Genomic DNA, 14,415 nt, shown 5'->3' on the forward strand with positions numbered 1-14,415 from the left:
CGGCGGTTCACAGCTCCGGCTCGTTCCAGTCGCCCTGGATGTGTTCCAAGTGCTGGAGCATCACCGACTCCGCGGTCTCGGCGTCCCCCGCGTGCAGCGCCTCGAGCAGGGTCTGATGTTCACGGGCGGAGTGCTCGAGCCGGCCGGTCGCCGAGAGCGCGCGGACGCCGAACAGTCGCGTTCGGTCGCGCAGGTCGCCGACGATGTCCACCAGCCGCTGGTTGCCGAGCAGTCCGAGCAGTCCAAGGTGGAACTGCCGGTCGGCTTCGAGGTAGCGCACCATGTCGCCACTGACCGCACTCGCCACCGTGTCCTCGGCCAGCTCGCCGAACTCGTCGGCGAACCCGGTGCCGAGCCCGGCGAGCCGGCCCATGGCGGGCACCTCCAGGATGACGCGCAGCTCGTAGATCTCCTGGCGCTCCTTGTCCGACAGAGGGATCAGCCGGAACCCCCGGTTCCGCACGGCTTCCATGACGCCCTGGTTGACCAGCGTCAGCATCGCTTCGCGCACCGGACTGTTGGACACCCCGAGCTGAGCCGCGATCGTGCTGGCGGAGTAGATCTCGCCCGGAACGATCTCACCCGTCACGACCTGCTGCCGAATGACGCTCAGTGCCTGGTCGCGGAGGCTGAACCGGCGCAACGTGGTCGCACCTGCCGGGTTCGTCACGCTGTCCCCCTGATGTCGCAGCTCGCTGCGATTCGGAATGAGTACACCCTGGTCGGTCAGTGTCTCAGGGATCACTTGGCCACGCCATGCCGTCACATATAGCATTTTACCGCTTACCTACTAGTGGAGGATTTCGCCATGGGCACGATCACGGCGGTGGACGTCTACGGCTACGAGCTCACCTACGCGCACGGCGAGTACGTGATGTCGAGCGGCCGGTCGTCCACCAGCCAGAGCTCGACCCTGGTCCGGATCACCACCGAGGCCGGCGCCCACGGCTGGGGTGAGGTCTGCACGCTGGCGGGCACCTACTGGCCCGCCTTCGCCGGCGGCGCCCGTGCGGCGCTCGCCGAGATGCTCCCCGCACTGATCGGTACCGACGCGACGAACCTCGGCACGGTGCACGCCGCGATGGACGGCATACTCATGGGCCACGGCTACGCCAAGAGCGCCGTCGACGTCGCCTGCTGGGACCTGCTCGGCAAGAAGGCCGGGCTGCCGCTGGTCGACCTGCTCGGCGGCCGCCTCCAGCAGGACTTCCCGCTCTACGAGGCCGTCCCGCTGTCCGCACCCGAGACGATGGCGGATTTCGTCACCACCCGGTCCGCTGCGGGGATCACCTGCTTCCAGGTCAAGGTCGGCAACGACCCCGACGACGACGCGGCCCGTCTGCGGGCCGTCGCCGCGGCCGCCGCACCGGGCACCACTCTGATCGCCGACGCGAACGGCGGCTGGACGTTGCAGCAGGCCGTCCGTGCGGCGCGGCTGATCGAGGACCTGCCCGTCCACCTGGAGCAGCCGTGCGCCCGCTTCGAGGACTGTGTCGTCGTGCGCGGGCTGACCCGGCTACCGATGGTGATGGACGAGTCCGTCCTCACCCCGGCCGACCTGCTGGCCGCCAAGACGCAGGTCGGCGCAGGATCGGTCAACCTCAAGCTCGGCCGCCTCGGCGGCCTGACCGGCGCACGGATGATGCGCGACCTCGCGGTCTCGGCCGGGATGTCATTGTCCCTGGAGGACGCGTGGGGCGGGGACGTCACTACGGCGGCCGTGTCTCACCTGGCCGCCTCGACCGCCTCGAACGACCTGCTGTCGGTCTCGTTCTTCAACGACTGGACCAACGAGCACGTCGCCGGCTACGCGCCCCGCTCGTCGAAGGGCCGCGGTGGCGCACCCACCGGTCCGGGGCTCGGTATCGACGTCGACGCCGACCTGCTCGGCGCTCCCCTGCTCACCGTCCGCGCCTGAATCACCCACCGAGGAGACACCATGCGATCCCGACGCCAGTTCTCGGTCATCGACTCGCACAGCGCGGGCGCACCTGCCCGCGTCGTCGTCGCCGGCGCCCCGCGCGTCTCGGGTGCCTCGATGGCCGAGATCCGCGCCGCCTACGAGCGCGACCACGACGACGTCCGCAAGCTGCTGATGTACGAACCGCGGGGATTCTCGGAGATGTGCGGCAGCATCATCCTGCCGCCGTCCGACCCGCGGGCCGACGTCGGGATCGTCTTCATCGAGACCGGCGGCTGGATGACGATGTGCGGGGCCGGCACGATCGGTGCCGCCACCGTGCTCGTCGAGACCGGGATGGTCCCGGCGGTGGAGCCGGTCACCACGGTCACCTTCGACACCCCGGCCGGTCTCGTCGTCGCCGAGGTGGCGGTCTCCGACGGCGCTGTGCAGGGCGTGACGATCGAGAACGTCCCCTCGTTCCTGCACACCCGCGACCTCGAGATCGAAGTCCCGGGACACGGCACGGTGATCGTGGACATCGCCTACGGCGGCAACTTCTACGTGATCGCCTCCGCGTCGGACTTCGGACTCACCGTCGATCCCGAGCACAGCTCCCGCCTCGCCGAGGTCGGGCGCCTCGTCCGCGCGGCGGCCAACAAGGCCGTCACCGTCGCGCACCCGATCGAGGGCCCAGCAGGGCCGATCCCGCTGGTGATCCTCATGGAAGACGAGCCTCGGCCCGACGGCGGACACCGCAACCTCGTCTTCTTCGGCGAGGCCGGTATCGACCGCTCACCGGGCGGCACCGGCACCTCCGCCCGAATGGCCCAACGCCACGCCCGCGGACAGCAACAAATCGGCGAGGACTACGTCCAGGAATCCATCATCGGCACCCGCTTCACCGGACGCCTCACCCGCACCGTCAACCTCGCCGGGACCACTGCCGTCGTCCCCGCCATCACCGGACGCGCCTTCATCACCGCCACCACCACCTTCCACCTCGACCCCGACGACCCCTACCCCCACGGCTTCGGCGTCGGCTACGCCGCCGACGCACACCGGCTACAGCACGGATGAGAACGGACCACTGCGTTACCGGGAGGACCGGCGCTGCCGGGTGGGGAGTTACGAGGGGACTGCGGGCTGCATTCTCGGTAGTCGCATCCGCGATGCGAGGTGCTGTCCTCGTCGAGCCCGCGGGTATCCGGCACTCGGCGTTGGTCTGGTTCCCCCCGGATGCCCCGGCGATCCAGCTGTGGCTGTGCCGGCGCTGCGGGATCGAACCCGACGACGAGCGGGACGTCCGGCGCTGTCGAATCTGCGGCTCCTCCTACGCTCACGACGGGAGTCCGATCGCGCGAGACGCGTGAGCGAGTGCGCTCAACGAAAGACTCAACGATGCGGCTATACGGCTTTAACCAGCGTCAGCGCGCTTCTAAGCGGCAAAACGCCTGCACGCCGGCTGTCCAGGGTGGGGCCGAGTCACAGCAGCGGCACGCTCGCCATCCTTCGGCAGGTACGTGTTCCATCCCCAGCTACGCGCATTCGATGAGCTCCCGTGAGACGAACTTGACGGGCCGAAGCGTCGGCGTACATGAGTCCACCTCGTTGGTCGGGCATGGGTCAACGTAGACCTCCAGGGAGGCACCATGTTGGGGCGCAGCAGTCGCCGTAAGGTCTGGCCAACCCACACGGACATGGGTTACTCGTGGGCCAGTCGTGCCAGAGGCGCTGCCTCTCCTCTATCGAAAAAACAAGATCCCGATCTGAGAGCATACGAGACTCGGAGAGTTCCCCAGGAATCACCCGCCAACCCGCTTCCCGAACATTTAGATCTTCGGTCACAATGCGCAAACCGTCCTGCCTGCTTCGGACCATCCCTGGCCATCCCCGTAAGACGAGAGTCCATGACCAGCCAGCCATCATTAGGTCAAACGCCGTCAGGCCGGGGCGGACTGTCCAGACGTAGTCTGCTAGGGCTCGAGGATTTGCGCCAATAATTCTGGTAGAAAGCCACTTCGTGGCGAACATAGGATGGCTTAACTCGCTGAAGTCGTCCGTCAGCAATCTGCGGCGAAGCCCAGCGACTAAGCTAGCATCAAGGTCGACTCCCGCCCACTGCAAGCTGGGTGCGAAGTGACCCTTGAGAAGGACGCCAGCGACGGCTCGTCGTATCAGCTTTGGATTTGCGCCGTCAACAATTGGCCCGCTGCGCACGGAAATTCCCGCAGTCGCCAGCTCGCTCCTACTGCCGCATGAGATCGTCGCAAGGTACCCCTCGGCACGCCCCAGCCATTGCTCACAGGTCGCACACAGCAGGTAGTGCTTCACTGAGTCCTGTTCTGCAACCTCGACTCCGAGACTCGCTATATGCCCGTGCAACCCGCCTTCGGCCTTCATCCACTTCGCGCTCCAACGAGGCATGATATGACTTAATTGAAGGCGATCGACCTTCTGACACAAGCAACACTTAGCGATAACGATCTGCCCACGACGGTCACCGCCCTCAACTACCGTCGATGGTGGACCTTCAATAACTCTAAGACGAGCCCGTTCGACGTCGGCACGGCCGGTACTCACCTTCTAATTGTCGCACGTCTCCCGCGTTCCAGTAGAGGCACCTTCGCCGCTTGAAGCCTGTTGGTCCCTTGCGGTTTCGGATCCGCCTCCTTGGAGACCAAGGGACAGTCGAGCAACTGCTTACAAGTCCGTCCACGACGGTCACACCGTGCTCTAACCAGCCGATCCGCGCACGCGTCCGGTCCCACGGTGCACGCCGAGGATCGCCGTGCGCACCACGAGTAGGTCACGCGGTGCGCTCGGCGCCTCGAAGCAGTTGGCATTTCCGGTGGACGGATCGGCTGCCGAACGATTCCGCATGCTTGTCGCCATCCGTTTGGCGCGGTCGCTATACGCGTGTGTGACACCCCGGCTCGCAGCCGGACGGCGCACGCCGCGCACGGCACATGCCGATCTTCCTGGCGAGGCGCCTCGGACCCCTTGAGCGCAGACGGGGAGCCACATACCGTATCTGTATGTCGTACAGGGATAAGGACTTTGATCGATCACCCCCGGCTCGGCACGAGCTGGCCCGCGGGATATGGGGCCTGCTGGCGAGCCCCTTCCTCGCGGACGGTTCCTTCGACGAACCGTCGCTGCGACGCCTGGTCCAGAGCTACACCCGGCTCGACCTGGCGGGCATGACCGTGCTGGGGGTCTTCGGAGAGGCGGCCGACCTGACCCCCGGGGAACGTCGGCGCGCCGTCGAGATCGTCCGGGAGGTCGCTGCGTCCTCGGCGCTCGTGGTCGGGGTGACCAGCCTCGACACCGGCGAGGCGATCGAGGAGATCGGCAACGTCGCCGACGCCGGCGGCGAGGCGATCGACAGCTATCTCGTCCAGATCAACAGCACCGAGCCCGACGTCGTGATCGACCACTACCGGCGGATCCACGAAGCCACCGGCGCCCGGATCGTCATGCAGGACTACCCGGCGATCAGCGGCATCCACCTCGGACAGGAGGAACTGCTCGCGATCACGCAGGGCTGCGCCGCGGTGTCGGCCGTGAAACTGGAGTCGGTACCGACACCGACCAAGGTCGCGTACCTCTCGGCCCGCACGTCCGTGCCGGTGTTCGGCGGCCTCGGCGGCAGCTACTTGATCGACGAGCTGGCCGCCGGCGCGGCCGGCGCGATGACCGGCTTCACCGCACCGGAGGGCCTCGTCGCCTGCTGGAACGCCTACCGCGACGGAGGGTTCGACGCGGCCGCCGAGGCGTTCGCCCCCTACCTGCCGCTGGTCAACTTCGAGTTCCAGCCCGGACTCGCCCGACTGATCCGGAAGGAAGGATTCCGCGCCCGCGGCCTGTTCACCACCTCGACGTCGCGGACGCCGGTCGCCTCACCGCCGCCGGACATCGCCGAGCAGGCCGTCAGGCATATGATGCGACTGCCCGCCCTGCCGCTGCCCTGAACCCGTCCTCGACGAGGGCCTGGACCTTCGACAGGTGAAGCCTGAGAGTGCGTTCCGCCGCGTCCGGGTCGTGGACCGTCACGGCCTCGGCGATCCGGACGTGGTGGCCGGCGCACTCGCGCGAGTTGTCGACCTGAGGGGCGTCTCGTCGCCGCAACGTGTTCGCCAGGTCGACGTAGTCCGCGACGACGTTGGCGAGCCGAGGATTGTGGGTCGCCGACGCGATGGCGAGGTGGAAGGTCCGGTCGAGCGCCCGGAACGCCGGCCGGTCTCCCTGCCCCACCGCGTCCAACGACTCCTGCGCGAGCCGGGCCACCTCATCGGCTTCCGCCTCCGTCCTCCGCTCCGCGGCCAGCCGGACGGCTTGGGCCTCCAAGGCGATGCGCACCTCGTAGGCCGACCGGATCGACTCCAGCGAGGGCGACACCACGTTGAGGCCGCGCCGTCCCTCCGGGACCACGAACCCGACGTAAGCCAGCCGGACGAGCGCCTCGCGGACCGGGGTTTTGCTCACCGCGAGCTGCTCGGCGAGGCCCGCCTCGGTGACCGCGGCACCCGGGGAGAGCTCGGAGGCGACGATCGCCTCCCGGATCCGCGTGTAGACCGTCTCGGTCAGTCGCTGCGGTCGTTCCGGAATCGGCTGCACTGCTCCTCCTGAGCCGGCGGACTGGTCGGTGGACCACCGAGTGTAGGCGGGGGCTTGGCCTCATCGTATCTCGTATGTAGAGTCGGCAAGTGTCGTATACGGTATCTACATCTCGAAGCACTCCGCGATCACCACGGAGGCCGGGAGGAGCGAGCCGAAATGATCATCACGAAGGTCCGGGCGCATCACCTGCGCGGAATCCCGATGCAGTCGCCCCCGTTCCGCGAGAAACCGGACCGCACGCGGGCCCTGCTGATCGAGGTCGGCACGGACGAGGGCCTCACCGGCTGGGGCATCCACGGCTACGCCCACAAGTCGATCGTGTCCTTCGTCAACGAGTACGTGGCCCCGCTCGTCGTCGGCCAGGACCCGTTGCGCCCGGCCCGGATCCAGAACGCGATCCGGGCGAACCTGACCGTCCGGCACCTCGGCGCCACGCTGACCAACGCCCTGTCCGGGATCGACGTCGCCCTCTGGGACATCAAGGGCCAGTCCACCGGCCTGTCGGTGCACACCCTGCTCGGCGGCGCCCACGACCGGATCCCGGTCTACATCACCCACGGGGCGGCCTACGACGACGCCCCGGTCTACTCCGTGGACGAGCTCGCCCGGGAGGCGAAGCACCTCGTCGAGCTGGGCAACACCCACATCAAGAACACGGTCGGCCGGCAGGCGGTCCCCGACCCCGACGACGACTACGTCCGGATGGCCGCCATCCGGGAGGCGGTCGGCCCTGACGTGCAGATCGCCATGGACGGCAACTGCCGGATGACGCTGCCACAGACGGTCCGGCTGTGCCGGCTCACCGAGGAGCTGAACATCTCGTTCCTCGAGGAGCCGATCCTGCACAACGACCCGGACCTGCTGCGGCGGCTGCGTTCGCAGACCACGATCCCGATCGCCGCCGGGGCAAACCACCTGCACTCCGCCAAGGACCTGCTGGTCGCCGAGGCGGTCGACATCATCCAGCCCAACGTCTGCAACGACGCCGGCTACACCGCCGGACTGGGCATCGCCGAGCTGGCCGAGGCGTTCAACGTCCCGCTCGGCCACGGCAACGGCAGCGGCCCGCACAACGTCGCGCTCCAGGCGGGCGTCCGTAACGGGAAGATCATCGAATACCACTTCCACAAGTGGATGGCCTACAACGCGATCTTCGAGAGCACGCCGCAGCCGGAGAACGGCTTCCTCACCCCGTCCAGCGAACCCGGGACCGGCCTGCGCCCCCGCGACGGCCTGGTCGCCGAGTACGAAGTGGACGTCTGACCCGGACCCTCCCCGCCGGCGCCCCGTCGGAGCCGGCCGCGTCCTCCCGAGAGGAACCCCATGGGCAACGAAGCCCCGACCGCGGTGATGGATCGTCCACCGGTCCCGCCCGCGGCCGCCACCGGCACCCGCCGATCGCGGATCACGCCGATCCGCGTGCTGTTCGCCGTCAGCATCGCGCTGCTGCTGTACTTCGTCGCGTTCCCGCTCGCCGGGATGCTCGCCCAGAGCCTGCGCGGCGAGGACGGCGGCCTGACACTCGGCGGGTACGCCGAGTTCTTCACTAGCGAGCGACTGCTGCGCGCCACGTGGAACACGCTGCTGGTCTCCACCGCGACCGGGATCGGCAGCGTCCTGATCGCCACCCCGCTCGCCTTCGGCGTGGCGCGCACCAACATGTGGGGCAAGCGCCTCGTCCGCCTCGCGGTCATCATCTGCTTCGCCAGCCCGCCGTTTCTGATGACGCTGGCCTACATCTTCATCGCCGGCCCGAACGCCGGATACCTCAACGTCTTCCTGCGGTGGCTGCTCTCCAGCACCGCGACCGAAGGCCCGATCAACATCTTCTCCCTCGGCGGCTTCGTGCTCCTGGCGCTGCCCAACACGATCGCCCTGGTCTTCATCATCATGCTGCCGGGCTTCGCCAACATGGACTCCTCCCAGGAGGAGGCCAGCCGCATCGCCGGCGCGGGACCGCTGGAGACGATCTGGCGGGTCAGCCTGCCCAGCATGTACTCGGGGATGATGGCCGGCGGTCTGCTGTCCTTCAGTAACGCGCTCGCCATGTTCGCCACCCCGCAGATCCTCGGCATCGACGTGCTGACCGTGTCCATGCGACGGTCGATCCTCACCGACGGCGATTTCCGGCTCGCGGCCACGATCGCCGCGGTGTCGGCCGTGCTGTCGATGAGTGTGCTGTTCCTCTACCGGCGCAGCATCCGCGCCGGCGCCAAGTTTCAGACGATCACCGGCAAGGGCATGCGGGTCGGACTGCTCGACGTCGGGCGCGGCCGGCATCTGTTCGGCGCCGTCGGACTCCTCTACGTCCTGCTCGGCGCGCTGGTCCCCTACACCCTGATGGTCGGGATCTCCTTCATGCGCATCCCGACCGACGGCTTCGCGCCGTCGAACCTCACGCTGGACCACTACGCCTTCGTCCTCGGCGACGAAGTGATCCAACTGGCGCTGTTCAACAGCCTGGTGCTCGGGTTGTCGGCGGCGACGGTGATCGCCGTGCTGGGATTCCTCCTCGCCTTCATCATCACCCGTACCGACATCCGGGGACGCGCCTTCCTCGACTACCTGACCGTGATACCGGTCGGTATCGCCGGCACCGCGTTCGCCGTCGGTGTGATCGTGTCCAACCTGGAGACCCCCGCCCGTGCGCTGGGTCTCTACGCGACCCTCTCGATCCTGCTGATCGCCTACATCGGCCGCTACATCCCGTTCGGCGTGCGCACCGCACAGGTGGCGTTGCTACAGGTGTCGAAAGACCTGTCAGAGGCGTCCCGGGTCACCGGCGCGAGCCAACTGCGGACGCTGTGGCACATCACGCTGCCACTGGTGCGCGGCGGGATCATCTACGCCTGGATCCTCGGGTTCGTGCAGGCCTTCGCCGAGATCAGCGCGTCGGCGATCCTCTCCGGACCGACCACCCAGGTCGCCGCGACCGCGCTGCTCGGCCTCTGGCAGGGCACCGACGGACTGCAGCGCGCGAGCGCGCTCGGCGTCGTGATGTTCCTGCTCACCCTGGCCCTGGTCGCCGCCGCCCAGCGGCTCGGCGGTCAAGCCGTCGTCCCGGACAGCCCCTCCGGCCGGAAGGACCCCGCATGAGACGCCGAGTTCCGGCTGTCCTGGCCGTGGTCATCGCGCTGGCCGCGATGACGACCTCCTGCACCGCTCCGGGGACCCGACAGGTCGTGCTCTACCAGTCCCTGTCGCCCACCGAGATCGTGCCAATCGTGGACGGCTTCGAGGAGTACTACGAACGCACCACCGGCGAGCGGGTAAGGGTGCGCTCGTTCCACCAGGCCGGGGGTGATCTCCGGGCCACGATGGGGCTCGAGGCCCGGGCCGAGTCGGTCCAGGCCGACATCGTGATCACCGACATCAGTGACGTGACGGCCCTGGAGACGGAGAGCCCGGGGCTGTTCGCGCCCGTCGACGTCCCGGCGCTGGCGGACGACGCGATCAACGAGACGGTGCGGGAGGCCGGTGGCGTCGGGGTCATCTCCGGACTCCAGCCCTACGTCATCTCCTACAACACCCGCCGGGTCTCCCCCGAGGAGGTCCCGCAGTCCTGGGCCGACCTGCTCGACGACCGGTGGCAGTTCCGGATCGGCATGGGCGACCCGGAGACCACCAACGGTGCGCACGTGCCGCTCTGGTTCCTGACCCAGTACCTCGGCGAGGAGATCGGCCCGCCGTTCGGCTGGGAGTTCTACAACCGGCTCGGGCAGCTGCGCCCGCGCACCGCCGGCAGCCACGACGCGATCCAGGCCTACGTCAACCAGGGCGAGCTGGACCTCGGTGTGCTCGGCTACGGCACCGTCGTATCGGCCGCCGACGACGGGAACCCGGTCGCCGCCGTCTTCCCGGAGGAGGGCGCTGCCGCGCTCGCGACCGCCACCGCGATCCCCGCCACCAGCGACGACCGCGACATCGGCGAGATCTTCGTCAACTGGATGATGAGCCCGGAAGGCCAGGCCGCGATGTACGAGGGCACCAACTACGTCCCGATCCGCGACGACGTCCCGACCGACCCGCCGCCGTTCCCGATCGACCTCGACCTCGATCGGATCGCGGCGATCGATTCCGTCTGGGTCGCCGAACAGCGCGTGACCAACATCGATCGTTTCCGCAGAGAACTGGGGTGAAGAAGCATGACCAGCAACACGCTCCGGACGGTGGACCCGGCGGCTCCTGTCACAGCCGGTGCCGTCGGGCTGGAACTCGACGGGCTCAGCAAGTTCTACGGCGACGTCTGCGCGGTCGACGGGGTCTCGCTGACGCTGCGGCCGGGCGAGCTGCTCGCCCTGCTCGGTCCCAGCGGCTGCGGGAAGACGACCACTCTGCGGATGATCGCCGGGCTCGAGCGGCCCACCGCGGGCACGATCCGGGTCGGCTCCGAGACCCTGGCCGACAGCACGCACTCGGTGGAGCCCGAGCACCGCGGGCTGGGCATGGTGTTCCAGAGCTACGCGCTCTGGCCGCACATGACCGCATTCGAGAACGTCGCCTACGGGCTGCGGCGGCAGAAGGTGGCGAAGCCCGAGATCGCCGAGCGGGTCGCGGCCGCGCTGGCGACGGTCGGGATGTCGGCCTACAGCGCACGCTCGATCACCCAGCTCAGCGGGGGCCAGCAGCAGCGGGTGGCGGTGGCCAGGGCACTGGTGACCCGGCCGAAGCTGCTGCTGTTCGACGAGCCCCTCAGCAACCTCGACGCCGTGCTGCGCGAGTCGATGCGGTTCGAGATCCGCTCGCTGCAGCAGGACAACGGCATCACCGCGGTCTACGTCACGCACAGCCAGGAGGAGGCGCTGACCATCGCCGACGTGGTGGGGGTGATGAAGGACGGCGTGCTGCAGCAGATCGCCCCACCGCAGGAGCTCTACGCGCGACCCCGCACCCGCTTCGTCGCCGGCTTCGTGGGCCTCGCGAACTTCTTCGACGCGACCCTGGTCGGGACCGAGGGCGACCGGGTACGGGTGCGGATGGCCGACGGCGCCGACGTCTCGGTCCCCGGCCCGGACCCGCTCGACCGGCCGGCCGGTACCTCCGTCACCGTGGCCCTGCGACCCGAGCACCTCGACGTCAGCGGCACAGACGACCGGCCATCGTCCGGGCAGGTGGAGCTGCGGGGCCGGATCACCTCCTCGATGTTCTCCGGGAACATCGTCGACTACTTCGTCCACATCCCCGGGCACCCCGACCCCGTCCGGGTGCAGGACTTCCCGCCGCAGCGCGCCGACCCCGGCGACGAGGTCGTCGTGACCGCACCGGCCGACCGCTGCATTCTGCTGACCGACTGACCGGCCCTCCACCGGCCGCTCACCGACTGACACGGAAACGGAGCCCAGATGCGCCTCGTCCGCTTCGGCGTGGACGATTCCCCCGCCCGCTTCGGCGTGCTCGACGGATCCGACAAGATCCGGGTACTGGCCGAGCCGTTCGACACCGCCTCGGCGACCGGCGAGGTACTCGACCTCGCCGACGTCCGGTTGCGGGCCCCCGTCCTCCCGACCACGAAGATCATCGGGGTGGGCCGAAACTACGCCGCCCACGCCGCCGAGCTCGGCAACGAACTCCCGGATCGGCCACTGCTGTTCCTCAAACCGGCCTCGGCGATCCAGGACCCGGGAGCACCGATCGTGCTCCCGGCCTTCTCGGCCGACACCCAGCACGAGGCCGAACTGGCCGTCGTGATCGGGCGGCGGGGCAAGGACGTCACCACCGCCCGCGCGACGGAGATGATCCTCGGGTACACCGTGGCCAACGACGTCACCGCCCGCGACATCCAGCGGCGTGACGTCCAGTTCACCCGGGGCAAGGGCTTCGACACCTCCTGCCCGCTCGGTCCCTGGATCGAGACCGACCTCCCCCCTGGTGACCTCCGGGTACGGGCCCTCGTCGACGGCGAGCAGCGCCAGGACGGGCACACCGGCCAGATGATCTTCGGTGTCCCGGAGCTCATCGCCGACATCTCCGCGGCCTTCACCTTGCTGCCCGGCGACGTGATCCTCACCGGCACTCCGGCCGGTGTCGGCCCTCTTGCGGCCGGGCAGACCGTGACCGTGGAGGTGGAGGGCATCGGTGTCCTGACCAACCCGGTCGTCGACGACCCGGCCCGGCCGAAGCCGAGCAGCTGAGCACCCAGCGGCCAGACACGCACCACGACCCAGCGCGACATCGGAGGACGAACACATCATGGATCTGGGCATCAAGGGACGGGTTGCGCTGGTACTCGGCGCCGGGGGCGGTCTCGGTGGCGCGATCGCCCGCTCACTCGCCGAGGAGGGCGCCGACGTCGTCGTCGCCGACCGCAGCCAGGAGGCGGCCGAGGCGACCTGCGCCGACATCACCGGGACCGGTGGTACGGCCCACTGCTACACGTGGGACCTCGCCGACATCGAGGCCGGAGTCGAGACCATCGACCGGATCGCCACGGAGGTCGGCCCCGTCGACATCCTCGTCAACGTGACCGGCGGTCCCCCGCCCTCGCCGGTGGCGGGGCAGGAGCCAGCGCTCTGGCGCCAGAACTTCGAGATGATGGTCCTGTCCGTGGTCACGCTCACCGACCGGGTCCTGCCCGGCATGCGGGAACGGGGCTGGGGACGCATCATCACCAGCACGACCTCAGGCGTCGTCGCCCCCATTCCCGATCTCGGACTGTCGAACAGCCTGCGTTCGTCGCTCGTGGGCTGGTCGAAGACATTGGCCGCCGAGGTCGCGAGCGACGGGGTGACCAGCAACGTGGTCCTTCCCGGACGCATCGCGACGGACCGGATCGGCTTCCTCGACCGAAAGAAGGCAGAGCGACTCGACATCGCTGTCGACGAAGTCGTCGCCGACAGCCTGAGGGCCATCCCGGCCGGGCGCTATGGTCAACCCGAGGAGTACGGCGCCACCGTCGCCTTTCTCGCAAGCGAGCATGCCTCCTACATCACGGGCTCGGTCATCCGCGTCGACGGTGGCTATGTGCCGAGCATTTGAACAATGGCCTGAACCGTCCCGGGATTGGTGGAGGCTCTGGTCGACCCCGGGTTCGGCGGAGTCGGGTAGCTGAAATTCTGGTCACGTTCCCCGGAGGAGGGTTCGTGGGCAGGCGTGGGTATCCGCTGGAGTTCTGGCGCAAGGTGCTCGATCTCGTCGAGGCCAGACGGCCGGTCGTCGCCGTCGCGCGGGATCTCGGAATCAGTGCGCAGTCGATCTACACCTGTGACGCCAGGACCGCATCGACAAGGGGCTGCAGCCGGGCGTGGCCAGCACGGAGAAGGCCGAACTTGCCGCGGCGAACCGCCGGATCGCGGAGCTGGAGACGGAGCTGGCTATCCCCCGACGCGCATCCGAGCTATCGGGGGAGGTGGAGCCCCTTAAGGATCTACGAAGCGATCGCGTAGATGGCCTTTGAGGGCCTGCCGGTGCAGATGGTCACCCGGGTGCTTGCTGCAGCGGACTTCCCTCCACCTACGAGAGCGACCGGAGAGACGCGGGTCATGCGGCGTCCTGGTTCTTGCCCGGCGGCTGACGCTGGTGGTTTCCCGGGGCGCGCATCCCGGCGGCGCGGAAGCTGTAGGCCACCCGCGGCCGGCCCCCGGACTCCTGCACATACGGGGTCACGGTCAGCCCGTCGAACTCCACCGGCCGGAACGGCAGCCCGGCAGCGGTGTCCGGCGGGACCGGCTGATGCGTGGCGGAGATCTTCACCGTCACCGTCTTGTCCGACCGACGGGCGGCCGGGTCCGCGTCGAGGACCGACACCGACCACACCGGACATCGCGCGCCTAGCGAGCGCCCTGACCGGCACCAACCCCACGGAACCCGAACGGGCGCACACCCGGCGGGCGATCCTGGCAGCGCTGCCCACCACCGTCCCGTCGGCCGCCGAGGAACACGTCCGAAACACCATT

General features: G+C 68.7%; 12 protein-coding genes. 9 read left to right on the plus strand and 3 right to left on the minus strand.

Annotation, left to right across the window (positions count from 1 at the left end):
* Window positions 1-7 precede the first annotated feature (7 nt).
* Window positions 8-766, minus strand: a complete 759-nt coding sequence (locus tag WIS52_RS23615) for a GntR family transcriptional regulator (protein ID WP_349300537.1) — start codon at window positions 764-766, stop codon at window positions 8-10.
* Window positions 767-808: 42 nt separating this feature from the next.
* On the opposite strand from WIS52_RS23615, the gene WIS52_RS23620 reads away from it, so the two are divergent.
* From WIS52_RS23620 to WIS52_RS23630, 3 genes are all read left to right on the plus strand, one after another.
* Window positions 809-1,918, plus strand: coding sequence for a mandelate racemase/muconate lactonizing enzyme family protein (locus tag WIS52_RS23620; RefSeq protein WP_349300538.1), 1,110 nt, complete (start codon window positions 809-811; stop codon window positions 1,916-1,918).
* Window positions 1,919-1,939: 21 nt separating this feature from the next.
* Window positions 1,940-2,980 carry a proline racemase family protein gene (locus WIS52_RS23625; protein WP_349300539.1) on the plus strand — a complete coding sequence of 347 codons (1,041 nt, stop codon included), beginning with the start codon at window positions 1,940-1,942 and terminating at the stop codon, window positions 2,978-2,980.
* A 1,958-nt stretch (window positions 2,981-4,938) separates the two neighbouring features.
* Window positions 4,939-5,874, plus strand: a complete 936-nt coding sequence (locus WIS52_RS23630) for a dihydrodipicolinate synthase family protein (RefSeq protein ID WP_349300540.1) — start codon at window positions 4,939-4,941, stop codon at window positions 5,872-5,874.
* On the opposite strand, the gene WIS52_RS23635 is transcribed toward WIS52_RS23630, so the two are convergent.
* On the minus strand, window positions 5,834-6,520 hold the full coding sequence (locus WIS52_RS23635; protein WP_349300541.1) for a GntR family transcriptional regulator: 687 nt from the start codon (window positions 6,518-6,520) through the stop codon (window positions 5,834-5,836). The genes WIS52_RS23630 and WIS52_RS23635 overlap by 41 nt on opposite strands.
* 159 nt (window positions 6,521-6,679) lie before the next feature.
* On the opposite strand from WIS52_RS23635, the gene WIS52_RS23640 reads away from it, so the two are divergent.
* From WIS52_RS23640 to WIS52_RS23665, 6 genes are read left to right on the plus strand one after another with little or no spacing between them, the layout of a single operon-like run.
* On the plus strand, window positions 6,680-7,786 hold the full coding sequence (locus tag WIS52_RS23640; RefSeq protein ID WP_349300542.1) for a mandelate racemase/muconate lactonizing enzyme family protein: 1,107 nt from the start codon (window positions 6,680-6,682) through the stop codon (window positions 7,784-7,786).
* Window positions 7,787-7,846: 60 nt separating this feature from the next.
* Window positions 7,847-9,619: an ABC transporter permease gene (locus WIS52_RS23645; RefSeq protein WP_349300543.1), complete on the plus strand. Its 1,773-nt coding sequence runs from the start codon at window positions 7,847-7,849 to the stop codon at window positions 9,617-9,619.
* Window positions 9,616-10,662 (plus strand): ABC transporter substrate-binding protein, encoded by a 1,047-nt coding sequence (locus WIS52_RS23650; RefSeq protein ID WP_349300544.1) that lies wholly within the window; start codon window positions 9,616-9,618, stop codon window positions 10,660-10,662. The genes WIS52_RS23645 and WIS52_RS23650 overlap by 4 nt, the downstream gene beginning before the upstream one ends.
* A 6-nt stretch (window positions 10,663-10,668) precedes the next feature.
* Window positions 10,669-11,817 (plus strand): ABC transporter ATP-binding protein, encoded by a 1,149-nt coding sequence (locus WIS52_RS23655; protein ID WP_349300545.1) that lies wholly within the window; start codon window positions 10,669-10,671, stop codon window positions 11,815-11,817.
* A gap of 48 nt (window positions 11,818-11,865) precedes the next feature.
* Window positions 11,866-12,654, plus strand: a complete 789-nt coding sequence (locus WIS52_RS23660) for a fumarylacetoacetate hydrolase family protein (RefSeq protein WP_349300546.1) — start codon at window positions 11,866-11,868, stop codon at window positions 12,652-12,654.
* Window positions 12,655-12,712: 58 nt separating this feature from the next.
* Complete coding sequence (locus WIS52_RS23665) at window positions 12,713-13,498, plus strand: SDR family oxidoreductase (protein ID WP_349300547.1); 786 nt, start codon at window positions 12,713-12,715, stop codon at window positions 13,496-13,498.
* Window positions 13,499-13,999: 501 nt separating this feature from the next.
* Here WIS52_RS23665 and WIS52_RS23670 read toward each other — a convergent pair.
* The gene (locus WIS52_RS23670; protein ID WP_349300548.1) at window positions 14,000-14,266 is read right to left on the minus strand and encodes a hypothetical protein; all 267 of its coding nucleotides are present in this window, start codon (window positions 14,264-14,266) and stop codon (window positions 14,000-14,002) included.
* Window positions 14,267-14,415 lie beyond the last annotated feature (149 nt).

Source organism: Pseudonocardia nematodicida, assembly GCF_040105385.1.
In the GTDB taxonomy this organism is placed as follows: Bacteria; Actinomycetota; Actinomycetes; order Mycobacteriales; family Pseudonocardiaceae; genus Pseudonocardia; species Pseudonocardia nematodicida.